Genomic DNA, 25943 nt, shown 5'->3' with positions numbered 1-25943 from the left:
TAGTAGGACCATGTTAAACAAGAAATCTTCATGAAAGCAGCCCAAATTAGGTTCTTCTCGCCCCAGGAAAATAGTACGCCTAAAGAGAAAAAAGCAAAAAAAGTAGCACCAGTAACGGGATATATATCAACCGCCGGTAAACTTGTTTTTCCCGCCAAATCCATATCGCAATTAGATTTCGATCCTGAAACCGCTCAGTTTAGAATCGGAACTCAGGAAGGAAAGCGAAAAATAAAATCACTATACGTAATTCCGGTTACCGATGAGCAGGAAGGAACGTTTGAGCTGGAAAAAGCGGCAAAAAGTTATAGCATTTCCCTGCCGATTATTTTGCAGAAAGGTGGAATCGATTACTCGAATTCAAAATATGTTTTCACCGTTAAGCCATTTGATTACGAAGAAGGCGTAGTTGGGTATGAGCTACAATTAGAAGATCAGGCTCCCAAGCCTGCTTATACCGGCAAGCCACGTGGCCGTAAGCCTAAAGCCAGTGAAGAATAAATAAGAGTATTCCCCCGTAGCCAGTAATTGTTTGCGGGGGAGTATAAAATCCCAAAAAGGTTAGGCGTCAGAGAAGTAAGTAGATAAAGAGAAAGTCAATCAATTGCTGAGAACATAGATGCGAGTATAACGAATAGAATTCATAGCGTTACTAATCCATCTTAGCCCATAAAATCTGCTTCCTAAATCTGGCCGTGGTGCTAAGTCCATATCCTCATTTCAGAATTACATAAAGAGCCGGTAAAGTAATCCGGCGCGTTTAAACGAGAACATTTGATTCGTTAGGATAACTATATTTACGCAAAAGTCTCGATCCGTATAGCCATATGCCCGATCCTTTTGTTAGTTAGTTATGACTCGGAATGATCTCGACGATCTTATTGCACAAGGCGAAAACACGCGCTTAGAATTCAAACGATCCTTATCGTCGGCCTACCGCATTGCCCGGACGTTGGCTGCCTTCGCCAATACATCGGGTGGCACGTTGTTGATTGGAATTGCTGATGATGGGAAAATAGTTGGCGTACCTTCTGAAATAAGAGAAGTTTACAAAATAGAAGAAGCTTCTGATCGGCTTATCGAGCCTGGGCTGACGGTGAGTTATGAGGTGCTGCGCCCTGACGGACGGATTGTTTTGGTGGTGCGCGTTGCCGAAAGCGACGAAAAGCCCCATTACGCGATCAATGAGTCAGGGCAACGAACAATTTATGTCCGGGCAAAGGATAAATCGGTTCCGACGAATAAATTGATCATCACCCAGGAAACGGCAGAAACCCCAGATTTGCTTAAATCGCCTACTGCCCGGACGTTGATTCAGTATCTCCGCAAAAATGACGACATCACGGCTGACCGATTCGCCAAATTGATCAACATTTCGGATTATCGGGCGGGTAAATTATTACGTCAGCTCGCCGAACAGGGATTGCTGATTATGATCGACAAATCCCGACCTGTACGTTTTGCGCTGAAGCTTGCCGAATAATCCTGTCGTATCTTTGCGTTTACTATGACGTCGGAACAACTGATTACCCGAGAAACAATTACTGCATTTTTTACGGATCTACAGGACCGTATCTGTCAGGCGCTGGCGGATGCGGACGGCATGGGTCAGTTTCGCGAAGATGCCTGGGAGCGGCCCGGTGGTGGCGGAGGCCGTTCGCGTACAATAGCCGACGGAGCTGTCATTGAAAAAGGGGGCGTCGGCTTTTCGGCGGTTCAGGGTGCCGCTACCGAAGCGACGTTACGCTCGCTGAACCTGACCGAGCCTGCCGAATTTTACGCGACGGGCGTTTCAATTGTGCTACATCCACTAAATCCGATGGTGCCCATCATCCACATGAATGTGCGCTATTTTGAAATGAGTACCGGGCAGAGCTGGTTCGGTGGAGGTATTGACTTAACGCCCCATTACGTTGTTGACGAAGACGCGCGCTGGTTTCATGCACACCTGAAAGCCGTCTGTGACCGACATGATCCAGCTTATCACCCTAAGTTTAAAACCTGGGCCGACGATTACTTTTTTATTCCGCATCGGCAGGAAACACGCGGAGTTGGCGGCATTTTCTTCGATTACCTGAAACCGGCCGATGCAAGCCACAAAGCTGAATTGTTTGCCTTTGTTCAGGATGTCGGCAATGCGTTTGCTCCCATCTATACCCACTTCATGCGTCAGAATCGTGACCTGCCATTTGGTGAGCGCGAAAAACAGTGGCAGTTGCTACGTCGGGGCCGCTACGTCGAGTTCAATCTGGTCTGGGACCGGGGGACTAAATTTGGCCTCGAAACGAATGGCCGTACAGAATCTATCCTGATGAGTATGCCACCACAGGCCAACTGGACGTATGATTTCAGACCCGAACCAGGCAGCCAAGAAGAACGTACGCTGAGCTTGCTGCGGAAAGGAGTTGATTGGGTCTAGCCCTTTAATCGGATCACAGCAAGAACGAACAGTCTAAAAAGATTGCGACGCTTTACCGTGATTGGATACTGCTGCTGGCCAATTGAGCGAAGTCCCAGGGTTTGGATGAATCGTACCGCAAATACCCCTGTTCGATCGTTAGCGGACTATCGACGTTGTTGTGATACAGTTGTCCCGTACCCAGTCCCTGTGGAATAAGGTTCTTGAACTGCGCCGTGTACTGAGCGATGGCGTTCAGACCAATGTTGGATTCGAGCGCCGACGTTATCCACCAGCCAATATTGAGTCGTCCGGCCAGTTCGATCCATTCGTCGCAATGGCGCATACCCCCCAGTAGGGTCGGCTTGAGGATAATGTACTGCGGCTGAATCTTTTTCAGCAACCGAAACTTGTGAACATACTCCATCTGGCCGATCAGTTCTTCGTCAAGGGCAATCGCCAGGGGAGAATGTTGGCAGAGATCAGCCATTAAGTCGGGCTGACCCGCTCGAATGGGTTGCTCGATCGAATGAAGCGCGTAAGTAGCCAGCCGTTCGAGCTTGTTCATGGCTTCTTCGGGCTTAAACGCGCCGTTGGCATCTACCCGCAACGTAATCTGCTCGGGCGTGAAGCGTTCGCGGATCATTGCCAGCAGATCACATTCCTGCTCAAAATCGATAGCGCCAATTTTCAGCTTGAGGGTCGTGTATCCGGCCCGCAGTTTGTCTTCAATCTGCTGCCGCATAAACTCCGGACTGCCCATCCAGATTAAGCCATTGATGGGTAATGAACGATGGCCGCTGGCAAACTCGTTTTCGAGAATAACGTGTTGACCGCCCGATAAAAAATCGAGCATGGCCGTTTCGAAACCAAATAAAATGCTCGGAAACTGAGGACTGATGAGCTGGTTGAGTACAATGGGAACGTTCCAGCTAAAGAGCTGCAAATCCAGATTATTGAACTCCTGACAGTTTTGAGCCAATTGTTCCTCAAAATCAGCCCGGTCGTCGTAGCTTAGTCCTTTCAGTGGGCCGCATTCGCCATAGCCGACAACCGCCGGATTCTCGTCGTCAAATAAGCGAATGATGTAGGATGTTTTTTCCGTAAGAATACCACGCGACGTACCCGCTTCAAAGCGAAAATGCAGAATGTATTTCAGGTAGTCGGTTTTTAGACTCATTGTACCGTACGGTATGGCGGGGGTTCACAAGCCTAAAAGTACTACTTTTGACTGCTCAATAAAGGCAATGTTACGAAATTATTAGCGAAGCAATTGGCCGCCAACTTACCTCTCTTACCTTTTAGTAGTATTTACGGATTGATTACGGATGCCCGTAATTGGTTGTACGATAGTAAATTATACAGCAGTTTTGAAGCGGATTCCTGCGTTATCGCCGTGGGGAATTTGACCGTTGGCGGCACGGGCAAAACACCCATGATCGAATATTTGATTAAACGGCACCTACCAAAAGACGCGAATAATCACTTCGAATCGGTTACGTTAAGCCGGGGGTACGGTCGTCGTACCAAAGAATTTCGGGAAGCTACTAACCAGGACACCGCCGAAACCATCGGTGACGAACCTCTGCAACTGTATCGAAAGTTTGCCCGTTGGGTGCGTGTGTTTGTGGGCGAGCGCCGAGCTGATGCCATTCAGCAAATTTTGGCCCAGTATCCCGAAACAAAGCGAATTCTGCTTGATGATGCGTTTCAGCACCGGGCCGTACAGCCACAACTGAACGTGCTGCTGACGGATTACAACCGGTTGTTTTACACCGATCATCCGTTTCCGGCGGGGCGTCTGCGCGAACGTCGGCACGGAGCTCGGCGGGCCGATGTCGTGATCGTTACTAAATGCCCCGATACCCTTTCCAAAGACGAACAGGAGACTATCAGAAGGGCTATTCTGCGATACACCCGTCCGAAGACGCCAGTCCTTTTTTCCCGGTTGCAATACGGCCAGCCTACATCGTTCGCTACGCATAAGGCTACCGACAAACTGTCATCAGTCGTGCTCGTTTCCGGTCTAGCCAACGCAACTCCGCTAGAAACGTACGTTCGGCAGGTATTTTCGATGGAGAAACATCATCGTTTTGGCGACCACCATGCGTATACCCGTGCCGAACTTGATCGGCTGACTCAATCCTTAAGTGCTGTCGATGGGTTGCTGACAACCGAAAAAGACTGGGTGAAGATCGACGCGTTGCTAACCGACGAGGAACGACTTCGGCTACCTTTATATTATTTGCCCGTTGAAATGGCGTTCTTATCCGGTTATGAAGCCGAATTTGACGACATTCTAAAAAATATTCTCCTTAAAAATCCTTAACCGAGGGACTTCCGTTCCGGCCATCCGGCGGTTTTGGCGTACTTTTGACTTAATGAATCGAAGCGTACTTTTTCTGTTCTTTTTGATAGGGCTGGCTGTCATTGGTCGGGCGCAGCAGTTTCCGGGTGCAACGCAATTGCCGGGCGGATTTGGCCAGGGTGGGTTTGGGCAAACAACAAGTCCGGGAAGCGCTACTGGTGGTAGCTTCGGCGGTATCGACGACTCAACCCGGGTTATCTACGGACCCAAGACGACCCGCTACATACTGGAAGACGATATTTTTAATAACCGGAAGAAGCTCTACACCATGGATACGACCATGGATGACGCGCACCGGTTTTTGTACGTCCAGCGGGCGCAAAATCTTTACCAGGATTTAGGTAATCTGGGGACGCCGATGCGAAACGTGTTTGTGCCGGTACCGCAGCAACTCGGTGCGCAAACGGGCTATTCCGTTTTTTCGCCTTATGCGTACCAGACCATGCAGGTGAAATATTTCAATACCAAGTCGCCATTTACCGATATGTATCTGGCTTTGGGCGGGCGTAACCAAAACATTCTCCGATTCGATTTTGCGCAGAACATAACCCCCCGCTGGAACGTAGGATTCAACGCCCAGCGATTTACGTCGCAGAAGCAATTTGGAACCAGTGGCGCTAACGATCCAACGAAACTACTGGCCCAGAACTGGGGTTTTCTGGGGCATACCAACTACCAGTCTAAAAACGAAAAATACACCCTGCTCGCGCACTTCATCAACATGAACCATAGCGTCGAAGAGCAGGGGGGAGTATTGCCTGGAACAAATCTTGACGGAAGCCGGAACGACTACGCTTACACGGGTGATGCGCTTTTAACGAACGGTTCGGCGTCCGCTACGTCATCCGCTCTCGGGCCTCGCGGCAACGAAATTCGCAACGACTGGCACATATACCACCAGTATGTTCTCGATCAAGGGTTCCAGATCTACCAGCGGCTCGACTACAATCGCCACAAGAACTCGTACCACGATGAGTACTTGCAGGCCAATTATGCGTTCTACCCCACTATTCTAGGTGATACATCCACGATTTATCAGGATGCCCGGTTTCGGTTGGTCGAAAACCAGTTTGGGCTGAAAGGAATCTACGACCGTCGTGGATCGGCGTTCAATTACCGGGCTTACCTCCGCAACCGGATTTATGGGCAATACACACGCTACAATACATCGGGGGCGAACGAAAATGAATACGAAACCCGTCGAACCGAAACGTTTCTGGGTGGGTGGCTAGGCTATTATTTCCCGGACAGTCTGTCGCAGGTAACGGCGGAGGCCGAGTATCAGGTTGGCGGAGGTTATCGGTTGCAGGGGCAGTTTGAGAGCAAGTACTTGACGGCTGGCTACTCGTCTATATTTGCGAATCCAACGCTGTTGCAGGAGCGCTTTCAAAGTCATATTTTCTTCTGGCGAAACAATTTTAATTTAAGGGGCTACAACCACGCATACGGCAAGCTTAACCTTCGTTACAAAAAATTACTGATACAGCCCGGAATCGATTATTACCTGCTTAGCAACTACATCTATTTCGATACGGCGGCTGTAGTCCGTCAGCTTAACGGATCATTTAGTGTGTTGCGAACAGGACTCGGATACCACTTCGAAGTGGGTAAGTTTCTGGCGTCGGGTCAGGCGTACTACACGGTTCAATCACGTAGAGATGTACTGCGGACACCTCCGTTTTTTATGAATGCCCGGTTCCAGTACGAACTGCTTTACGCCAAGGTACTGTACATTCAGATCGGAGTGGATCTGCATTACAAATCGCCCTACTACGCGGATGCGTACATGCCCGTCACGCAGCAGTTTTATGTTCAGAATGAAAAGAAAGTAGAAGGATACGTGTTAGCGGATCTTTTCGCCAACCTACGCGTCAACCGGACCCGCTTGTTCGTAAAACTTACCCACGCTAACCAGGGAGTATTTCAACCCGGCTACTTTGTCGCCCCTGATTATCTGGCCATGCGTCGAAGTTTTGCTTTTGGTGTCGATTGGTATTTATTCGACTAACCAATTAGAAGGGTATCAAGCACCATTTTTGCTCTTTATAGTGTATATTTAGGCTATTTTTTAGAGTACTCATAATAACCTCAACATTTTTGCATGGACCCCTTTCAGATTAAAAAAGCCCCAGCTCAGTACGATGTAGCTATAGTCGGCTCCGGTGCTGGTGGTGGCATGGCTGCCTATACGCTCGCTAAAGCGGGGGCTAAAGTCGTGTTGCTGGAAGCTGGTGGTTACTTTGACCCCGCTGATCCCAAGTACATTACGCAACTGAAATGGCCTTGGGAATCGCCCCGCCGTGGTGCTGGAACGACGCGTGCGTTCGGTGATTTCGATGCCGCATGGGGCGGTTGGGATATTGAAGGTGAACCCTATACAACGGCGAAAGGCACCGAGTTCCACTGGTTCCGTTCCCGGATGCTGGGCGGACGTACCAACCACTGGGGTCGGATTTCGCTTCGGTTTGCTCCCGACGATTTTCGGCGTAAAAGCATGACCGGTGTTGGCGAAGACTGGCCGATCGGCTACGATGATATCAAACCTTTCTATGACCGGGTTGACCGATTGATTGGCGTTTTCGGCTCGGTCGAAAATATGCCTTCCGAACCCGATGGTATTTTCCTGCCCCCGCCTAAGCCTCGTCTGCACGAGCTGATGATTCGGAAAGGGGCGCGGAGCATTGGTATTCCGGTTATTCCATCGCGGCTGTCGATCCTGACCAAACAGATCAATGAAGAACGGGGGCAGTGCTTTTACTGTAGCCAGTGCGGTCGGGCGTGTCAGGCGTATGCCGATTTCTCGTCGTCGTCCGTATTGGTTAAACCGGCGCTGAAAACGGGCAACGTGACGCTGATCAACGGAGCAATGGTCCGCGAAGTACTGACCGATCCGGCAACGGGTCTGGCGACGGGCGTGAGCTACGTGGACACGCTGTCGTTGCAGGAAAAGTCAATCATGGCGAAAACGGTTGTGCTGGCTGCCAGTGCTGGCGAAACAGCCCGCTTGCTGCTTAATTCTAAATCGAGCCGCTTCCCAACTGGCCTTGCCAACTCCAGCGGTGTTGTTGGTAGATACATCAATGACTCAACGGGCGCATCGCGTTCGGCGTTTGTTCCGGCCTTGATGGACCGCAAACGTTACAATGAAGATGGCGTGGGCGGTATGCACGTCTTTACGCCCTGGTGGCTTGACAACAAGAAACTGGATTTCCCACGTGGTTACCACATCGAATACTGGGGTGGTATGGGTATGCCTGCCTACGGATTTGGTTGGGGCGTTGAAGCGCTCAACGGCATGATTCCCGGTCGCGACGGTAAAATGAAACCAGCGGGTGGCTACGGTGCCGGCCTGAAAGATGACTACCGCCGGTTCTACGGAGCCTACGTTGGTATGGCCGGTCGTGGTGAGCCCGTCCCGCTCGAAAGCAACTACTGCGAAATCGACCCGAACGTTGTCGATAAATACGGTATCCCGGTACTTCGGTTCAACTACAAGTGGTCCGATTACGAAGTCAAGCAGGCCAAGCACATGCAGGATACCTTCGAAGAAATTATTCACTCGATGGGTGGTATCGCGCTCGGTAACAAACCCGGTCCTGAGAACAGCTATGGTCTGGAAGCACCCGGTAAAATTATCCACGAAGTGGGTACGGCCCGGATGGGGAAAGATCCAAAAACATCGGCGCTCAACAGTTTCCAGCAGGCGCACGACGTAAAAAATCTGTTTGTCGTCGATGCCGCTGCGTTCCCGTCGCAGGGTGACAAGAACGTTACCTGGACCATCCTGGCCAGTTCCATGCGCACATCCGAGTACCTTATCGATCAGGTCAAGAAGAAAAACATTTAACGTTTTCACCCATGAAACGCAGAGACACCCTTAAAGCCTTTTCTCTTGCCGGATTCGGTCTGGCAGTTTCGCCCGTGGAAGCCGCTGTGCCCGCTCCACCGGACGTTAAACCACTTAAGATTCCGGGTGGCCGGCAGAAATTTGAAGCGGAACGCGACGCGAAGCTGAACGCCGAAAAATTCTTTACGCCCCACGAACTACAGACGGTGACGGTGTTGTCCGACATCATCATTCCTGCCGATGAGCGGTCGGGAAGTGCGTCGCAGGCGGGCGTACCCGCTTTCATTGAATTTATGATGAAAGATCAGCCGAATAACCAGACCCCCATGCGTGGTGGTATTCGCTGGCTGGACAATACCTGCGTCAAACGGTACGGCAAACAGTTTGTGCTGTGTACCAAAGCGCAGCAGATTGACCTCGTTGAACAAATTGCTTATCCGAAGCAGGTGAAGCCGGACATGACGCAGGGTGCTGCCTTTTTCTCGATGATGCGTAACCTGACGGCAACGGGTTTTTACACCAGCCAGATGGGCATCAAGGATATCGGTTACGTGGGTAACGTCCCAAACCAGTGGGATGGCGTTCCTGACGAGGTGCTGAAACAGTATGGTCTTGCCTACGAAGAGCGCGAGTTGACGCAGGGCAAATAAAAGTTCTTTTTTACGAAGACGGGCTTGAAAACTTCATCAAATTCATACGCCATATCTTGGAGATATGGCGTATGAATTTGATGAAGTTTTCAAGCCCGTCTCTTTTGCTTTAATCCGTATTCTTTGGTTCCAGTAAGTCCCACTGATTACCGTATAAATCCTCGAAAACGGCAACCGTACCGTAGGGTTGCTCGACGGGTGGTCTCAAGAAGTTAATACCCGCCTGTTGCATCGCGGTATAGTCGCGCCAGAAGTTGTCCGTGTACAGGAAAAGAAACACGCGGCCCCCCGTCTGATTGCCAACACGGCTTTTCTGCTCCTCGCTGTCGGCCTTTGCCAGTAGCAAACAACAGCCAGCAGGTCCTTTGGGAGCCACCAGAACCCATCGTTTCGTTTCGCTCAGAGCGGTATCTTCGATTAGATCAAAGTTGAGCTTGTGCGTGTAAAAGTCAATGGCTTCGTCGTAGTCATTGACCACGAGCGTCAAATGCGCTATTCGCTGGTTCATGCGTACGTTACTTCGGCGACTTCCATCAGACCATCGGCGTTAACGGTGGTGAGGTGAACGGGTAGCGTTTCGTTGATAAGCAGCGGATCGTATTTAGCCACAACACGAACGTAGTTTTCTGTAAACCCCTGCATCATACCGTCGGCTATGTCTTCTTCGAATAACACAGTCGCGTCACGTCCCACCTGCGAATCGTAAAACGCCCGCCGTTTCTTTTCCGATAGAATGTGCAGCATCTTTGACCGCTCGGCCCGAACGTGACCCGGAACCACAGGCTTGATCGAAAGGGCGGTTGTGTTGGGCCGTTCGGAATAGGTAAACACGTGCAGGTATGATACCGGCAGCTCGTTCAAAAACAGATACGTTTCTTTGAACGCTTCCTCGGTTTCGCCGGGGTGGCCCACGATTACATCGACACCGATGCAGGCATGGGGCATCAACTCCTTAATTTTCTGTACCCGGTCGGCATACAACTCGCGTTTGTAGCGACGGCGCATTAAGCCCAGTACGCGATTACTGCCCGATTGCAGCGGTACGTGAAAATGGGGGACGAACCGCTTCGACTGAGCAACAAAGGCAATAATCTCGTCGGTCAGCAGGTTTGGCTCAATACTCGAAATACGAAAGCGCTCGATGCCTTCCACTTCATCCAGGGCTTTGACCAGTTCGAAAAACGTTTCCTGCCGCTCACCGTTGACTAACCCAAAATCGCCGATGTTTACGCCCGTCAGCACAATTTCCTTGACCCCTCTACCGGCTATTTCGCGGGCGGCTTTTACCACGTTCGCTACCGTGTCAGAGCGGCTTTTGCCCCGTGCCAGTGGAATGGTACAGTAGGCGCAGGGGTAATCACAACCGTCCTGTACTTTCAGAAACGTACGGGTCCGGTCGTTGAGCGAGTACGATGCGTGGTAATCGATGGCTTCTTCGATGGGCGAGTTAAATACCTGCGCAGGCTGACCGGTCGGTACTTTCTCGAACGTCGGCATCAGTTCATGCAATCGGAATTTTTCGGCGGCTCCCAACACCGCATCTACACCCGGAATCTCCGAAATTTCTTTCGGCTTCAATTGAGCGTAGCATCCCAGAATAGCCACGTAGCCGTCGGGGTTGATCTTTTGCGCTTCGCGGACAATCTTCCGACATTTCTTGTCGGCATTGTCTGTCACAGAGCACGTGTTGATGATAAAGATATCCGGCTGTTGGTTAAACTCCACCCGTTCGTAACCCTGCTGCTCCATCAAACGGGCAAGGGTCGAGGTTTCGGAGAAATTCAGCTTACAGCCAAGTGTATAAAAGGCGACTTTTTTCACAGTAAATGACGTATCCCGCAAAATTACAAAAAAACGGCGGGGTCGGTTCCGTTTCGAAGCCTGAATGTCACCCGATTGGTAAACGGTCGGCTTCCGAACCGTCAGTATCTTTCAGCGCTATACCCGTGAGTTGCAGCCGAAAAGCCGAATCAATCAGCCACATCAGTTTGCTGACAGCCAGGGCGGGCGGTAATCCCTGATCGCGGATATTGGAAAGACAGTTCCGGCGTTCATCCGTAAGACCCGGTTGGGGCGCGTAGGTCAGATAAGCGCCCATACTATCGAATGAACTCAGGCCCGGTCGTTCTCCAATCAGGATGATCGCCAGGCGAGAGCCAAGCAGGTGGCCGATGACGTCCGAAATAGCGACGCGGCCTTGTTCGACCAGCACGATAGGAGCGAGGGTGTAGCCAGCCTGCCGGGCCGTTTCGACCAGCATGTTGACAACCGGCGGAGCGTAGGTATTCACCGCGCTGGCCGACAGCCCATCGGCAATAATTAGGCATACATCAGCGGGCGGGGCGTTCAGGTTTTGAAGCAGTTGAGCCGATTCGTCGCATAAGAGTCGTCCGAGGTCAGGCCGTTGCAGGTAAATATCGCGGTTTTCGGCCCGGCTGTGAACAGGGCAAATGGGTACGTTTAGGTCTTGTAGCGCATCTTGTAAGCCGCTGATAGCTAACCCGGAATAGACCGCATCCTTGGCGTGAGCATGAGCAAGTTTAAACTGTAAGGATTCGCGGAGCGGGATGGATATACCCGTCCTGCCCAGTGCGATACGAGCCGTTGTGTAGGCTTTCAGGCGCTGCCACTCATCGGTTTGGTCAGGTAGTTTTTTTGGTTCGTTCATCCTTCGATCAACTCCGTGTAGAACTGTTTCTGAGCGCTTGTCGATAAGCGGTTTCCCTGCGCATCCATAATGTTTTGCCGAAGCATCCATTCTTCAAATTCGGGCGCTGGTCGCAGACCGAGTACCCGGCGCAGGTACAGCGCATCATGAAACGACGTAGACTGGTAGTTGAGCATGATATCGTCGGCACCCGGAACGCCCATGATGAAGTTGATGCCAGCTACGCCAAGCAGGGTCAGAAGCGTATCCATATCGTCCTGGTCGGCCTGCGCGTGATTGGTGTAGCAAATATCCATGCCCATCGGTAAGCCCATGAGTTTGCCGCAGAAATGATCTTCAAGTCCTGCCCGGATGATCTGCTTTCCGTCGAACAAATATTCCGGACCGATAAAGCCAACGACTGAGTTGACAAGAAACGGATCGAAATGACGGGCGACGGCATAGGCGCGTACTTCGCAGGTTTGCTGATCGACGCCGTGATGGGCACCCGACGATAACGCGCTACCCTGACCCGTTTCGAAATACATCAGGTTTTGACCAAGTGTGCCGCGTTTCAATGAAAGCCCGGCTTCGTAGGCTTCCTGCAACAAGGAAAGATTTACACCAAAACTGGCATTCGCTTTTTCGGTACCGGCAATCGACTGGAACACCAAATCGACAGGAGCTTGCTGCTCAATCAGTTGCAGAGTGGTTGTTATGTGACTCAGCACGCAACTCTGGGTTGGTATGGAAAAACGCTCGCGAATACCGTCGATCATGTGCAGCAAACGGGCCGTTGCCGCCGGACTGTCGGTGGCCGGATTGATGCCGATCATAGCGTCACCGCTGCCGTAGAGCAAGCCGTCGATCATACTGGCGGCTATGCCCCTGGCGTCATCGATGGGGTGATTGGGTTGCAGCCGAACGGATAAGTGCCCTCGTAAACCGACCGTATTTCGAAAGCGGGTGACGACTTCACATTTCTTCGCTACCAAGATCAAATCCTGATTCCGCATGAGTTTCGAGACCGCCGAAACCATCTCAGGGGTTAGGCCGGGAGCCAGTTGACGAAGTGCCGTCGTATCGGCCTCGTCGCTCAGTAGCCAGTCGCGCAGATCGCCGACGGTGAAATGACTGATCGATGAAAAAGTGTCGGCATCATGCGTATCCAAAATCAGCCGGGTTACCTCGTCGGACTCGTACGGAATTACGGCCTCGTTCAGAAAGGTAGGTAGCGGTACATCGGCCAGCGTCAACTGAGCAGCCACCCGTTCTTCGTAACGTTCAGCCGCTAGTCCTGCCAGCGTATCGCCCGAACGCAACGGACTTGCTTTAGCCAGCAGTTCGGTTAAGTTCTTGAACCGATAGGTGAAGCCCCGGATCGTGCAGTGATACAGCATACCTATTGCGTTAGTAATGTACTCAGAAAACGTATTTTAGGGCACGTCGACGCGCCATTCCTGCTTGCTTTTCTCATACCGACCCGAAGCGTAAAACAAGCCCGCAATGACGACTAGCCCGACAAAAAACAGCAGACTCAGCCAACTGTAGAAATAAATCATGGCCGCCAAAGCGATACCGGCCAGCAGCAGCGCCACCGCCGGAAAGACCGGATAAAACGGCGCTTTGAATGGTCGGTTGAGGGTCGGATCGCTCCGGCGCAGTTTAAACAGGGCGAGCATACTGACTATGTACACAACCACGGCCCCAATCGTTGACAGAATCACGAGTTTGCTGGTATCGAGCACACAGAGTGCCGCAATGCCGAAGAAGGCTCCCAGCAGCAACGCCCAATACGGTACCTGTTGACGAGCGCTAACGGTTGCTAAAACCGTCGGTAAATAGCCGCTACGGGCCAGCGCAAAAATCTGCCTGGAGTAACTAATAATAATACCGTGAAACGAAGCGATAAGACCAAACAGACCGACGCTGGCAAATAGCTTGGTCAGTGGATTGTCGCGTCCTAGTACAATCCCAATCGATTCAGGTAGCGGATAGTCGAGCGAGGCTAGTTTCTCCCATTCGGCAATACCACCGACGCAAATCATCACAGCCAGCGCCAGAATCGTTAGTGTGAGCAGGGCCGAAATATACCCTTTCGCAATGGCGTTCTTTTCGTTTTTGACTTCTTCGGCTACCATCGCGACGCCTTCCAGACATACGTACAACCAGATGGCAAAAGGAAGGGCCGCAAAAACACCTGACCAGCCAAAAGGCATAGGATTGTGCAGGAAGTTGTCCAATTTGAAATCAGGGGCAACCACACCGATAAACAAAAGGAGTTCCGCAATCGCCAGCAACGTCATGATAAGCGAAAACCAGGCTGCTTCCTTAATACCGAGCAAGTTGATCAGCGTAAACAGAATGTACGAACTCACTGACGTTGCGATAACCGGAACGGACGGGTACAGAAAGTGGACATAGCTTCCGAGGGCAAGTGCAATGGCAGGCGTGGCGAATAGAAACTCAATCAGCGTGGCGTATCCTGCAACCAGCGCCCCCATCGGCCCGAACGCTTTCAGCGCGTACGCAAACGGCCCACCTGCGTTCGGAATAGAGGTAGTTAGCTCGGTAAAACTGAAAATAAATGTGAAATAAAGTAAGGTGATCAGCAGGGTTGCAACCAGCAACCCAACCGTACCCGCAACTCCCCAACCGTAATTCCAGCCAAAATACTCCCCGGATATAACCAATCCGACGCCAATCGCCCAGAGGTGAATCGGTCTTAAGGCTTTCTTTAAGGTAGGTTGTTCGTTCGTCATAGAAAGTAAAAATTAAAGTCTAAACTGAGTTAACCTGACCCATCAGCGGATCGCTGTAGCCTGCTTTGCCCGTCTCGACCCGGCCCGCGTACCGTTGGTCAAAAGCCGCGAAGCCAGATACATTCAGACTGAAATCATACCAGTTGTGGCTATTCTTTAAATTCAGAATCACAACAGCCTGCGCTCCTTTCGTTCCGGCCTTTTCCAGTGTACGCTGCTCCGCCTTGGCGTGGTAGGCATTGTCAACGAGTTGAACCGAATACGCGCGCTGCGAATCTGTGTTGGTGAGTTTAACCCGCACATTGCCGGTAAACTGATTCCGGGCGTCTCGTTCGTACTCGCAGGATAAAGCAATGGGCGGATTGTCAGCCCCTCCTTTGAACTCACGCATGAAACCGTTGGGACCGTACACGCGCAGGTGATAAGGCTCCGTGAGCGGCCAGGAGTCGCTTAACTGATCGCCGGGGGCAACGGTGTAGGATCGGATCGCTGCATCGTTGGTGCCAATCGGGTAAACCTGAAACGGCGACCCGGCGGCCTGTTTGCCAAACACGTCGTTTTTAGCCGCCAGCGTCAGGACGAAACGGTTGCCTGCTGTGTGCCCGTCGGCATATAGTTCGTAGGGCAGCGCGTTGGCGGGGCGAACCCCTTTCTCTTGTCGGGTTAGCTGAGTTGCCGCCAGCGGATCGGCGTTGATCTGCCGGATTTCTTCTGGACTGAATGCCTGATAACCCGTCGGCAAGGGGGCGAACTGGGCTTTATGAATGTGTTCAATGAAAGCGTCTTTCGCTACGGGCGTCGGGAGTTTGATTTTTTCGCCCTGATAGGGTCGGAACGCCGAAGTAAGATCGCCACAAATGGTGCGACGCCAGGCACCAATGTTCGGCTCTTCAACCTTCTGGCCTTTCTTGTGACTAAGAAACGTTTCCAGAAACTGAAGCGTCGAGGTGTGATCGAATACTTCGGAGCAAACATAGCCACCCCGGCTCCAGGGCGACGCGATCACCAGCGGAACCCGAAAGCCTAGTCCAATCGGACCGGTTCGACCGTGATTTTGCCGCTTACTTTCCTGCTCCTGGGTAACAAATTCGGTTCGAGTATCGATGCCTTTACTGGTCAGACCTGTTGCAGGCTGGTCGGGATGAGCCGGAACAAACGGCGGAACGTGATCAAAATAGCCGTCGTTTTCATCGTAGGCCAGAATAAAAATTGTTTTTTTCCAGACGTCGGGATTCTGCGTCAAGATGTCCAGCACTTCCGAAATGTACCAGGCTCCGTACCAGGGGGCCGATGGGTGATCGGAAAAGTTCTCGGGAGCCACGAGCCACGAAACGGTTGGTAGCTGTCGGTTTTTTACGTCTGCTCTGAACTGATGCAGGACATCACCCTTTGGTACTTTTACGTCACGCTTGGTCGCTCCATCCTGATACGTAAGCGTAGACAGGGTGCGGTAATCCGGATCGTTGCTGTTTGTCGTAAACGCTTTCTCGAACAGATTTTTGTCCCGCTGCGAAAGCTGTTTAAACTTCTCCGGGGTGTAGTTGACCAAATCCGCCTGAATAAGTTTTAGAAAGTGCTGCTTACTGGCTAATTCGCGCTTCGTTCGGGCATATTCCTTGTCGGTTTCCGGTAGCGTTTTAAGCGTTGCTTCGAGGGCCTCGATGCGTTTCGGGACAATTTTTTCCTGTTGCTGAATGTAAGCGTAGTAAGCAGGATGAAACCGAACGCGGTGCTGCGAAAACCACTCGATGGGGTTATCGCTGAAATTAGCCAGCCAGCTATCTTCCTCACCCTGAAAACCCGTCGATATGTTGATCTCGTTTTGATAAATGCGCCAGGAAATACCCAGGTCTTCAAGCCGTTCGGGAAAGGTCGTCCAGTTGACTTCCGCTTCGTAATCGACGTTTTCGTTGCGGACGTTGGCCATAGCCTGCGGGTCCTTGGGGTCGCGAAGCGTGCCCGTCCAGAAAAATAAGCGATTCGGTGTTGTACCAGTAAGCGAGGAGCAGAAATTCTGATCGCAAACCGTAAAGGCGTCAGCCAGGGCGTAGTAGAAAGGAAGGTCTTCGCGGTTGTAGTAGCCCAGCGTCAACGGCATTTTGGCGTACTCCTTATTGCCCGACTTTTTGGCTTCTAGCCAGCCATCATACCGACCGCCGTTGCGGGCATCGACCTGATTTTCCCACGAGTGCGGTAACGAACTCATCCAGGTTGCTTTGGTATCCTTTATGTTCAGCCGGAAGGGAGCGTAGGTTTCGTTGGCGGCATTGCTCTGAAGCCAGACTTTGTTTTTGTTTGGCAGGTCAATGGCGCGGGGGTCGTTAAAGCCCCGGACGCCCTGAAGCGTTCCGTACGTATGGTCGAACGAACGATTCTCCTGCATCAGAATCACGACGTGTTCAGCGTCCAGATACGTTGTGCCGGGTTGCGGGTCAATGGCAAATGCTTTCTGGATGGAAGCGGGTAGCACTTCTGATAAGCCCGCAACACTTGATAACAAAGCAGCTTTTTTCAAAAACTCTCGTCTGGAATCCATAAGAACGATGATCAGTTCGTGTTTAACGACATTAGGATTAGAAGCAGCTTCTATTGCAGTAAGGTATCAGTTTGCAGAAGCCTTTTAGACCCTAAAAGTAACGAAAGCAGCCCGCTAATTTCCTGCTTTATGGTTATCAAAATGTTAATCGTCGGGTTTGTTCACCGGACGGGTTTAAAGCAAGCAAGCCCCAGTTAGCTATAGGCGTCAACTGGTTCAAACGCTTTGTTTTCTCGCCAAATCAGGTCATTTTAAAAGTAAGTATCGCTCGCTGACCTTTATTTTTCGGCTTTCCTGTACTTCTTGCAAGTTAGTTAAAATTAGGCGGGAAATATGGTTTGATACAGGATCAAACGAATTTAGATTATAACTTTTCTATAAAATCCATAAGAAATACGGTTAGATGGGGGTAAAGCATTAATAATTTATGGTTACGTCCTTCTATATTTGCCGAAGTATCGTAACAATAACCCTATCTCAAAACAATCCACCTGTATACCATGGTAAAGTCGAAGTTAGAGTACATTTGGCTCGACGGCTATAAGCCCACCCAAAGTCTGCGTTCTAAAACTAAAATCGAAGGCGATTTTTCGGGCAAACTGGAAGACTGCCCTATGTGGTCTTTTGACGGTTCTTCGACCGAACAGGCTCCTGGCGGCTCGTCGGACTGCCTGCTGAAACCTGTTTTTATCTGCCCTGATGCACAGCGTAAAAATGGTTACCTCGTTATGTGTGAAGTATTGAACGCAGACGGTACACCACACGAAACCAACGGTCGGGCAACGATTCAAGATGACGACAATGATTTCTGGTTTGGTTTTGAGCAGGAATATTTCCTGTGGGATGAATCCATCAATAAGCCAGTAGGATTCCCTGCCGAAGGTTTCCCAACCCGCGGACAAGGTCCATACTACTGCTCGGTAGGTGCTAATAACGCATATGGTCGTTACATCGTTGAAGAACACCTCGACGCTTGCCTCGATGCAGGTCTGAACGTAGAAGGTATCAACGCCGAAGTAGCAACGGGTCAGTGGGAATTCCAGATCTTCGCAAAAGGTGCTAAAGAAGCCGGTGACCAGATCTGGGTTGCTCGCTATATCCTAGAGCGGATCGGTGAAAAATACGGTATCTCGATTAACTGGCACTGCAAGCCCCTGGGCGACACCGACTGGAACGGTTCAGGTATGCACGCTAACTTCTCAAACTCGACGCTTCGCACCGCTGGTAGCAAAGAAACGTACGACAGAATTTGCGAAGGTTTCGGTAAAACACCGGAAATTATCAAAGCTTGTATCGACGTGTACGGCGCTGACAACCACCTGCGTCTGACCGGCAAGCACGAAACCCAGTCAATCGATCAGTTCTCGTACGGTGTTTCGGACCGGGGTGCTTCGATCCGTATCCCTATCGCAACGGTAGAACGCGGCTGGAAAGGCTGGCTCGAAGACCGTCGCCCGAACTCGGCGGCTGATCCATACAAAGTTGCCGCTGTTATCATCAAGACCGTGAAAGCGGCTGATGTTGTGGAAGCATAAGACTAAACAAGTAACTGAAGATAGGAGTCTATTTTTTAGTCTTCCCTCGAAAAGCCCGGCAACGAAAGTAGTCGGGCTTTTTGCGTTTGCTGAATTTGTCGTAGTCGCTTTCGTCTATCTATTTGCTTTCCGGCTTTTTTTCTAAGTTTGACGAGTTTTTCATCCTAAACCACCCAGTCTCGAATGAGCAATTTTCGCTTTAAGGCGCTTGAGATTGCCCAAAGCCGTCAGGCAATACCCGTAACCGCTCCTACTGAACGCGTTGGCGATTTTTTTGGCAGTAATACCTTTAGTACCGAAGTGATGCGGGCGCTGTTATCGCCTGAAGCCTACCTGAAAGTAACGGAAGCGATTAGCACCAATGGGCAAATCGACCGGGCCATTGCCGATGAAGTCGCCAGCGCCATGAAATCGTGGGCAACGGCCAAAGGGGCTACGCACTATACACACTGGTTTCAGCCGCTAACGGGCGAAACTGCCGAAAAACACGACGCTTTTTTTGATATTACCATCGACGGAAAAGCCATCGAAAAATTTAAGGGGAGTGCCTTGGTACAGCAGGAACCCGATGCGTCTTCGTTTCCCAACGGTGGGTTGCGCAACACGTTTGAAGCGCGGGGGTATACCGGCTGGGACCCCTCATCGCCCGCGTTTCTGATGGACAATGGGGCAGGAGGGAAGACGCTTTGTATTCCGTCGGTGTTTATCTCGTACACGGGGGAAGCGCTTGACTACAAAACGCCACTGCTTAAAGCGCTTAATGCGCTCGACAAATCAGCTACTGCCGTTTGCCAGTATTTTGATCGTAACATCACGAAAGTCATTCCAACGCTCGGACCAGAACAGGAATATTTCGTCGTGGATCGGGCCCTCTTCTACGCCCGGCCCGACCTGGTGCTGGCAGGCCGAACAGTGTTTGGTCATTCGCCCGCGCGGGGTCAGCAACTGGACGATCACTACTTTGGCTCGATTCCTCCGCGCATCAACGCGTTCATGGTCGATTTTGAATTCGAAGCCATGAAATTGGGGATGCCCGTTCGAACGCGACACAACGAAGTAGCGCCCGGTCAGTTTGAGGTAGCGCCGACATTTGAAGAGGTGAACCTGGCCATCGATCACAATGCGCTGTTGATGGACTTGATGGAGCGGGTCGCCGAGAAGCACAACCTGAAGGTTCTCTTTCACGAGAAACCGTTTGCCGGTATCAACGGAAGCGGTAAGCACAACAACTGGTCGATGGGAACCAATACGGGCGTCAACCTGCTGGCTCCGAGTACCCGTCCCAAAGAAAGTCTGCGGTTTATAACGTTTCTGGTAAACGTTGTGAAAGCCGTTCACGATAATGCCGACCTGCTGCGGGCCAGCATCGCATCGGCGGGCAACGAGTACCGGCTTGGGGCCAACGAAGCGCCCCCCGCTATCGTGTCTGTTTTTCTGGGCGAAACGCTGACCCAGGCGCTTAATGACCTGGAAACCAAATCGGAAATTACGGTCAACAAAGGCGATAACGTGTATTACAAACTCGGCTTGAACCGGATTCCCAGCCTGATGCGCGATAATACCGACCGCAACCGAACGTCGCCATTTGCGTTTACCGGCAACAAATTTGAATTCCGGGCGGTGGGAAGTTCCGCGAACTCCGCGTCGACCATGACGATACTCAACGCGATTGTTGCCGACCAACTAAATAAGTTCAAAACGGATCTGGATGCGCGATTGGGAAAAGGCGAAAAGAAAGAACTGGCCATCGTCGATATTCTCAAAGAATACTACGCCAACAGCAAGCAGATCCTGTTTGAAGGCAACGGCTATTCGGACGAGTGGGTCGAGGAAGCGGCCCAGCGTGGCCTTTCAAACCTTAAATCATCGCCCGAAGCCTTGAGCGTTTTTGTTCAGCCCGAATCGTTGGCCCTGTTCGAGCGCACGGGTGTTATGAATCATGCCGAGGTTGAATCGCGCTATGAAATTGAACTGGAAAAGTACATTAAAAATGTGCAGATCGAGTCGCGTGTGATGGGTGATCTGGCCATGAACCACGTTGTATCAACGGCGCTTAAATACCAGAACAAACTCGCCGAAACCGCCCGGAATCTAATTGAACTAGATATGACCGTCGAAGCGGAACCGATCAAAGATATTCTGCGCGAAATTTCAAGCCGCGTACTGGTTATCAAGAAAGGCGTCGAAGCGATGATTGAATCGCGCAAGAAAGCAAACAACGTCGAAGATACGACCGAACGCGCCAAGCTATACGCAACCGAAGTCAAGAATCACTTCGATAGCATTCGGTATGAGGTTGATAAATTGGAACAAATCGTTGATGACGAAGATTGGCCGCTGGTAAAATACCGGGAGCTTTTATTTGTTAAATAAGGCCATCCCTAACTCACTGAACGGTCGGCTCAATACGTAGCGAAAATGTCTTCCATGACGTACGCATGAGTGCCGAGCCATTTGGCGGTGCCGTTCAGTTGGGTTATCTCGATGGTTAGGTCATTTCGGAAATCGAACAGGCAGTATTTGCTGATTGCCTGTTCGATTGTGTTCAGGATAAAGGACGCTGCTTTGGTCAGAATGCCATCAACAACGATCATTTCCGGGTTGAAGAGGCTAATGGCAACGGCTAGCCCTTTGCCCAGTTGATAGCCTGTTTCGTGCAGCATGTCAATCGCGTAGGAGTCGCCCTGATGGGCCGCGTTGATCAGCTCGTCAATATCGATCTGGTCAACAGTATCACGAAAAGTCGCCAGTTTCGAAATCTGCCCGTCGGTAATATCGCGTTGCACCCGACGAACCAGCGCCGACGCTGATGTAATCGTGTTCAGGCAGCCAATCTTGCCGCAATAGCACAGTTCACCTGCCGGATCGACCTGGATATGGCCTAGTTCACCCGCAAAGCCACTGGTTCCCTGAAAGACTTCGCCGTTGACGACGATGCCCAGCCCAACGCCCCAGTCAATATTGATCGCCAAGACTTGCTTTTTACCCTTCGCCCGCCCAAAGCGACTTTCGCCTAGTACGGTAGCTTTAGTGTCGTTGATTAAATAAACGGGCTTTTGCAATTGCTCCGAAAACCAACGCGGTAACGAGTCGTTAACCTGGCTTAAGTTCTTGTACGTCAGGTTTAAACCGCGACGGGCGTCAACCAGACCCGGCATGGATATACCAACCGCCAATACGTCGGATGGGTCAATTTCTGAATCAGCGAGGGTGTTGGCATAATGACGCACCAGCGTAGACAGAAACGCAGGATTATCAACCAGTCGCAAATCATAATCCCGACGAAAGACCACTTTGCGCAGCGAGTCCATGAAGATGATCTTGGTATCATGCGTACTGATGTCGAGAATAGCCACAAACTGGTTACTCGTATTCAGGCTGAACAGGGCCGGGCGTCTACCGTTATTGCCCGTTGCGGTACCGATGGCGGTTACCCACTGATTACTGACCAATTCATCGACGAGGCTGGTAACGGAAGGGACACTGCTGTGCAGGAGCTTTGCCAGATGAGCTAGTGTACAATTGCCTTCCGCATATAAGTGAGCGAGAACTTTACGTTGCTTTTGCTTTTTCTTATAATCCACAACCGACTGCGAAATCGGTAAATCCTCATCAAGGAATAGAGCTGAATTCATGGTGTAAGCCGATAATACTGCTAAACGGTCGGTTAGCCGAACGAATACTTGGTTAAGAACGCAAAGCCCAACATTTCTTTGAGCTACTTAGATAGCATTGTACTTTGCCGGTTTTTTGCCAAAGTTTTTAAAAAATTATATTAACTACATATTAAATTCGAAATAATTTTCTTAGGATTGCAGTAACGATAGAATTTCTAGGTAATAACCCTGCACTCTTTACCTATTTTATCTCTTTAAATAATCACTAACACGAATGAAAAAATTACTACTAGTAATGTTGCTGGTCATGATTCGGTGTTTGCCGACTCTGGCGCAGGCTAGGGCTACCGTCACGGGAACTGTGCGCGATAGTCAAAACAATCCGCTTCCGGGTGCCACTATTCAAGTGAAGGGCACGACGACGGGAACAACAGCAGGAGCTGACGGAACCTTCCGGCTTAATTTGCCAGCTGCCCGTGCGGCAACGCTGGTTGTGTCGGCCATTGGATTTGTTAGCAAAGAAGTTGCTGTTGGTAATGCCACCGAACTGAACATCAACCTAGCCGACGATTCTAAAACGCTTGGTGAGGTAGTTGTAACCGGATTTGGTATCAAGCAGGAAACGCGTAAGCTTTCCTATGCCGCGCAGGAAGTAAAAGGGGTGGATCTGGAACGTGCTAACAGCGCCAACCTGGTGAACGCTTTACAAGGTAAAGTAGCCGGGGTTCAGATCGATCAGGGCGCGGGCGGACCAATGTCGTCTTCGCGGATTCGTATCCGGGGTAACGCGTCGCTGAGCCCTAACACGCAGCCACTCTTCGTTATCGATGGCGTACTGATTCGCCCGGCCACTACGGGTGCTGACTCTTGGGGTGCTGCTCAGGATTTCGGTAACATCATGAAAAACTTCAACTCCGACAACGTTGAAACGATGACGGTGTTGAAAGGCTCTGCTGCCAGCTCGTTGTACGGTTCAGAAGCGTTGAATGGTGTCGTTGTTATCACGACGAAACATGGTCGTGAACAGAAAGGTCTGGGCGTTACCTACAACCACACGTCTTCGTTCGAAACAGCGTACCGGTTTTTGGATGTACAAAATGAATACGGTGCTGGTATCTCGCCAACGTTTGCCAAATCAGCGAATGGTACGGACTTAGTCGATACCCAGAACTGGCCTTACTCATTCGGTCCTAAACTGGATGGACACATGGTGCAGGACATCGATGGTCGCATGATTCCCTGGAAAGCCAACAATCCGTTAAACTTCTTCCAGACGGGTAAATTCATCAACCATAACGTAGCGGTAGAAGGTGGTAACGACCGGTCGTCGTTCCGGGCGTCGTTCTCGAATCTGTACAACAACACGATCATGCCAGCTGGTGCTGAAATGAAGCGGAACAACTTCAACGTTCGGGCTACGCAGAAATTAGGTAAGCTGGTTAACCTCGACGTTTCGGCTGACTACACCGACAACAACAACCTGAACCCAATTCGTCAGGGTGGTAACTTCAACCCGGTTTTCCGTTTCGTGTACAACCGGCCACGGAGTCTGGACATCGACTACTGGACCAACAACTACGCATCATCGCTGGGCGGCCGGAAGCAGGGGGCCGCTGATCCGTATAATATCACGCAGTTCATGTGGCAGACGTTCCAGTATAGCACGACGCGTCGGGAGAAAATTTTCCGGGGTAACATTGACGTAAGCCTCAACCTTACACCTTGGTTGACCGGTCTGGTACGGGCTAACGTTCAGAACGAAAACTACGCGACCGAAAATAAGAACCTGGGTGATGGCGTCAACTTTGCCGGTGGTGAGTATTCAGTATATTCACAAGCCAACAGCCAGTCACGTATCCAAGCCTTGTTGTCGTTCAACAAGGATCTAAGCCCGCTCTTCCATTTGAACCTGACGGCCGGTGGCGAAACCAACCGGATCAACGGTGGTCGTGACTATCGTCTGCGTACGGATGGTGGCTTACGGATTCCAGGTCAGTTTGCCCTGCCCAATTCGATCAACCCCATTGTCGCTGATATCTCAGGTGAACGTTTAGCTTCATCGAAACGGACGGATGCTATTTACGCCTATGGTGATCTGAGCTATAAAGACGCTCTGTTCCTCAACTTTACTAACCGGATCGACTATTCATCGGCGCTGACCTATGCGAGTGGGGCAGGTCAGTACTCATACTACTATCCATCAGTTGGTTTAGCGTGGGACTTCACGCAGTCGATCAAAAACCTGCCGAAAGAACTATCGTTCGGTAAACTACGGGCGAGCTATGGCTTCACGGGTGGTGACACGGATGCTTGGCGGACAAACCAGACGGGTTTCTACTCGGCAGGAAGTATCTTTACGTCGGTCAACGGTCAGCTTCAGCAGTACGGTTTCCGGGATAATATCCTTCCGAACTATAACTTGCGTAACCGCCTGGCGCGCGAGTGGGAAGTAGGGGCTGATCTACGCTTCTTCAACAACCGGTTGGGTATCGATTTCGCTGTGTACAATAAATTGACAACGAACGAGATCTTCCAATTACCCGTAGCGACGGAAGCCGGTATCGGTTCGCGCCTTGCCAACGGTGGTAAAATTCTGAACCGTGGGGTTGAAATCTTGCTGACGGGTACGCCAATTAAAACTGACAAATTCCAGTGGAACACGTCCTTCAACTTTAGCCGGAACCGCAACAAGATTCTGGAACTGATCGAAGGCGTTGATACGTACCAATTAAGTCTTGCCTTCGGTGCCGACATTCAGTCGATTGCCCGCGTAGGTGGTGATTACGGAACGATCAACACATCGTATGCCTATGCGCGTGACGATCAGGGTCGGAAACTTATCGGTGCTGCCAGTGGTACAACCGGTGGTTATCTGACGTACCTGCGCAGTGGTGCAGCGGGTCAAGGTTCTAAAGACGTTGGTACCATGCTGGAGAAATTCCTGTTGAGCAATGTCAACAACTTCCGGTACGGCCGGTTTGCAGCTACGTTACAGGTTGATTCTAAAATCGGTGGTGTGATGGCGTCGGCTACGCACGCGTATGGATCGGCAAACGGTAGCTTCAAAAACAGCCTTTCTGGCCGTAATGCAGAGTCGGGTGGTATTGCCTTCACGGATGCGCAGGGCGTACAACGCAACGACGGTATCATTCCTGATGGAATCCTGAACAAGGGAGTAACGGCTACGGTAGATGGCAAGCAGGTTGACTTGGGTGGTATGTCGTACAAAGAAGCGGTAGACAAAGGGTACCTAACTCCTGTTCCGGCTTATGCGTACTACGACAACCTGTCGAACTGGGGCTCAGGTATCCGCGAGTATTCGGTGTTCGAAAACTCATGGGTAGCTCTCCGCGAAGCATCGGTTAGCTACGAAGTACCGGCTACGCTGTTGAATAAAGTTAAAATTCAATCACTCCGAGTGAGCGTTGTAGGCCGTAACCTGGGTTACTTGTATCGGACTGCCAAGGACGGCATCAACCCACAATCACTGAAAAGCAACAACGCAGGTGAATTTGCGGAGTACGGCGGTCTGCCTTTCAGCCGCAATATCGGGGTGACGGTCAACGTTGGACTTTAATTCAGC

18 protein-coding genes are annotated in these 25943 nt (G+C 50.9%); 10 read left to right on the top strand and 8 right to left on the bottom strand.

Annotated elements, in window-relative coordinates:
• Positions 1-30 precede the first annotated feature (30 nt).
• The 3 genes from M0L20_RS21895 (at position 31) to hemF (ending at position 2419) form a co-directional block, all read left to right on the top strand.
• Complete coding sequence (locus M0L20_RS21895; protein WP_232558732.1) at positions 31-501, top strand: hypothetical protein; 471 nt, start codon at positions 31-33, stop codon at positions 499-501.
• A gap of 352 nt (positions 502-853) precedes the next feature.
• Positions 854-1483, top strand: coding sequence for an AlbA family DNA-binding domain-containing protein (locus M0L20_RS21890; RefSeq protein ID WP_248479034.1), 630 nt, complete (start codon positions 854-856; stop codon positions 1481-1483).
• Positions 1484-1507: 24 nt separating this feature from the next.
• Positions 1508-2419, top strand: coding sequence for an oxygen-dependent coproporphyrinogen oxidase (hemF, locus tag M0L20_RS21885; RefSeq protein WP_248479032.1), 912 nt, complete (start codon positions 1508-1510; stop codon positions 2417-2419).
• A 52-nt stretch (positions 2420-2471) separates the two neighbouring features.
• Here the strand turns inward: hemF and M0L20_RS21880 are convergent, their stop codons facing one another.
• Positions 2472-3578, bottom strand: a complete 1107-nt coding sequence (locus tag M0L20_RS21880) for an o-succinylbenzoate synthase (RefSeq protein WP_248479030.1) — start codon at positions 3576-3578, stop codon at positions 2472-2474.
• Positions 3579-3671: 93 nt separating this feature from the next.
• On the opposite strand from M0L20_RS21880, the gene lpxK reads away from it, so the two are divergent.
• The 4 genes from lpxK (at position 3672) to M0L20_RS21860 (ending at position 9263) form a co-directional block, all read left to right on the top strand.
• Complete coding sequence (gene lpxK, locus M0L20_RS21875; RefSeq protein ID WP_262923974.1) at positions 3672-4727, top strand: tetraacyldisaccharide 4'-kinase; 1056 nt, start codon at positions 3672-3674, stop codon at positions 4725-4727.
• A 52-nt stretch (positions 4728-4779) separates the two neighbouring features.
• The gene (locus tag M0L20_RS21870) at positions 4780-6774 is read left to right on the top strand and encodes a putative porin (RefSeq protein WP_248479026.1); all 1995 of its coding nucleotides are present in this window, start codon (positions 4780-4782) and stop codon (positions 6772-6774) included.
• Between the two features lie 93 nt (positions 6775-6867).
• On the top strand, positions 6868-8613 hold the full coding sequence (locus tag M0L20_RS21865; protein ID WP_248479025.1) for a GMC family oxidoreductase: 1746 nt from the start codon (positions 6868-6870) through the stop codon (positions 8611-8613).
• Between the two features lie 11 nt (positions 8614-8624).
• A complete protein-coding gene (locus M0L20_RS21860) occupies positions 8625-9263 on the top strand; it encodes a gluconate 2-dehydrogenase subunit 3 family protein (protein ID WP_232558725.1) in 639 nt (212 codons plus the stop codon).
• A gap of 109 nt (positions 9264-9372) precedes the next feature.
• On the opposite strand, the gene M0L20_RS21855 is transcribed toward M0L20_RS21860, so the two are convergent.
• The 6 genes from M0L20_RS21855 to M0L20_RS21830 form a co-directional block, all read right to left on the bottom strand.
• Positions 9373-9771 (bottom strand): VOC family protein, encoded by a 399-nt coding sequence (locus tag M0L20_RS21855; RefSeq protein ID WP_248479024.1) that lies wholly within the window; start codon positions 9769-9771, stop codon positions 9373-9375.
• On the bottom strand, positions 9768-11084 hold the full coding sequence (mtaB, locus tag M0L20_RS21850) for a tRNA (N(6)-L-threonylcarbamoyladenosine(37)-C(2))-methylthiotransferase MtaB (RefSeq protein WP_248479023.1): 1317 nt from the start codon (positions 11082-11084) through the stop codon (positions 9768-9770). The genes M0L20_RS21855 and mtaB overlap by 4 nt, the downstream gene beginning before the upstream one ends.
• A 67-nt stretch (positions 11085-11151) precedes the next feature.
• Positions 11152-11931: an ethanolamine ammonia-lyase subunit EutC gene (eutC, locus tag M0L20_RS21845; protein ID WP_232558722.1), complete on the bottom strand. Its 780-nt coding sequence runs from the start codon at positions 11929-11931 to the stop codon at positions 11152-11154.
• Positions 11928-13310, bottom strand: coding sequence for an ethanolamine ammonia-lyase subunit EutB (locus tag M0L20_RS21840; RefSeq protein ID WP_248479022.1), 1383 nt, complete (start codon positions 13308-13310; stop codon positions 11928-11930). The genes eutC and M0L20_RS21840 overlap by 4 nt, the downstream gene beginning before the upstream one ends.
• 36 nt (positions 13311-13346) lie before the next feature.
• Positions 13347-14672 carry an ethanolamine permease gene (gene eat / locus M0L20_RS21835; protein ID WP_248479021.1) on the bottom strand — a complete coding sequence of 442 codons (1326 nt, stop codon included), beginning with the start codon at positions 14670-14672 and terminating at the stop codon, positions 13347-13349.
• A 19-nt stretch (positions 14673-14691) separates the two neighbouring features.
• A complete protein-coding gene (locus M0L20_RS21830) occupies positions 14692-17208 on the bottom strand; it encodes a phosphocholine-specific phospholipase C (RefSeq protein ID WP_248479020.1) in 2517 nt (838 codons plus the stop codon).
• Between the two features lie 500 nt (positions 17209-17708).
• Here M0L20_RS21830 and M0L20_RS21825 point away from each other — a divergent pair, with 500 nt between their 5' ends.
• Positions 17709-18743: a glutamine synthetase beta-grasp domain-containing protein gene (locus M0L20_RS21825; protein WP_232558718.1), complete on the top strand. Its 1035-nt coding sequence runs from the start codon at positions 17709-17711 to the stop codon at positions 18741-18743.
• A gap of 183 nt (positions 18744-18926) precedes the next feature.
• Entirely contained in the window at positions 18927-21116 is a 2190-nt protein-coding gene (locus tag M0L20_RS21820) for a glutamine synthetase III family protein (protein WP_248479019.1), read from the top strand.
• Between the two features lie 29 nt (positions 21117-21145).
• Here M0L20_RS21820 and M0L20_RS21815 read toward each other — a convergent pair whose 3' ends face one another.
• Positions 21146-22378 (bottom strand): ROK family transcriptional regulator, encoded by a 1233-nt coding sequence (locus tag M0L20_RS21815; protein ID WP_232558716.1) that lies wholly within the window; start codon positions 22376-22378, stop codon positions 21146-21148.
• Positions 22379-22634: 256 nt separating this feature from the next.
• Between M0L20_RS21815 and M0L20_RS21810 the strand changes: the two genes are divergently transcribed.
• Positions 22635-25937, top strand: a complete 3303-nt coding sequence (locus tag M0L20_RS21810) for a SusC/RagA family TonB-linked outer membrane protein (RefSeq protein ID WP_248479018.1) — start codon at positions 22635-22637, stop codon at positions 25935-25937.
• The last annotated feature ends 6 nt before the right edge of the window (positions 25938-25943 follow it).

Source organism: Spirosoma liriopis (assembly GCF_023196085.1).
Taxonomy (GTDB): Bacteria; Bacteroidota; Bacteroidia; order Cytophagales; family Spirosomataceae; genus Spirosoma; species Spirosoma oryzicola.
The sequence above is the reverse complement of the archived record's forward strand: the minus strand, read 5'-3'. Positions and strand labels throughout refer to the sequence as shown.

Bases quoted from the DNA above. Each gene is read 5' to 3' on its own strand.
- eat (WP_248479021.1), bottom strand. From the start codon at position 14,672: ATGACGAACGAACAACCTACCTTAAAGAAAGCCTTAAGACCGATTCAC.
- M0L20_RS21825 (WP_232558718.1), top strand. From the start codon at position 17,709: ATGGTAAAGTCGAAGTTAGAGTACATTTGGCTCGACGGCTATAAGCCC.
- M0L20_RS21870 (WP_248479026.1), top strand. From the start codon at position 4,780: ATGAATCGAAGCGTACTTTTTCTGTTCTTTTTGATAGGGCTGGCTGTC.
- hemF (WP_248479032.1), top strand. From the start codon at position 1,508: ATGACGTCGGAACAACTGATTACCCGAGAAACAATTACTGCATTTTTT.
- M0L20_RS21855 (WP_248479024.1), bottom strand. From the start codon at position 9,771: ATGAACCAGCGAATAGCGCATTTGACGCTCGTGGTCAATGACTACGAC.
- M0L20_RS21895 (WP_232558732.1), top strand. From the start codon at position 31: ATGAAAGCAGCCCAAATTAGGTTCTTCTCGCCCCAGGAAAATAGTACG.
- M0L20_RS21860 (WP_232558725.1), top strand. From the start codon at position 8,625: ATGAAACGCAGAGACACCCTTAAAGCCTTTTCTCTTGCCGGATTCGGT.
- M0L20_RS21890 (WP_248479034.1), top strand. From the start codon at position 854: ATGACTCGGAATGATCTCGACGATCTTATTGCACAAGGCGAAAACACG.
- M0L20_RS21840 (WP_248479022.1), bottom strand. From the start codon at position 13,310: ATGCTGTATCACTGCACGATCCGGGGCTTCACCTATCGGTTCAAGAAC.
- M0L20_RS21865 (WP_248479025.1), top strand. From the start codon at position 6,868: ATGGACCCCTTTCAGATTAAAAAAGCCCCAGCTCAGTACGATGTAGCT.
- M0L20_RS21820 (WP_248479019.1), top strand. From the start codon at position 18,927: ATGAGCAATTTTCGCTTTAAGGCGCTTGAGATTGCCCAAAGCCGTCAG.
- M0L20_RS21830 (WP_248479020.1), bottom strand. From the start codon at position 17,208: ATGGATTCCAGACGAGAGTTTTTGAAAAAAGCTGCTTTGTTATCAAGT.
- eutC (WP_232558722.1), bottom strand. From the start codon at position 11,931: ATGAACGAACCAAAAAAACTACCTGACCAAACCGATGAGTGGCAGCGC.
- M0L20_RS21815 (WP_232558716.1), bottom strand. From the start codon at position 22,378: ATGAATTCAGCTCTATTCCTTGATGAGGATTTACCGATTTCGCAGTCG.
- M0L20_RS21880 (WP_248479030.1), bottom strand. From the start codon at position 3,578: ATGAGTCTAAAAACCGACTACCTGAAATACATTCTGCATTTTCGCTTT.
- M0L20_RS21810 (WP_248479018.1), top strand. From the start codon at position 22,635: ATGAAAAAATTACTACTAGTAATGTTGCTGGTCATGATTCGGTGTTTG.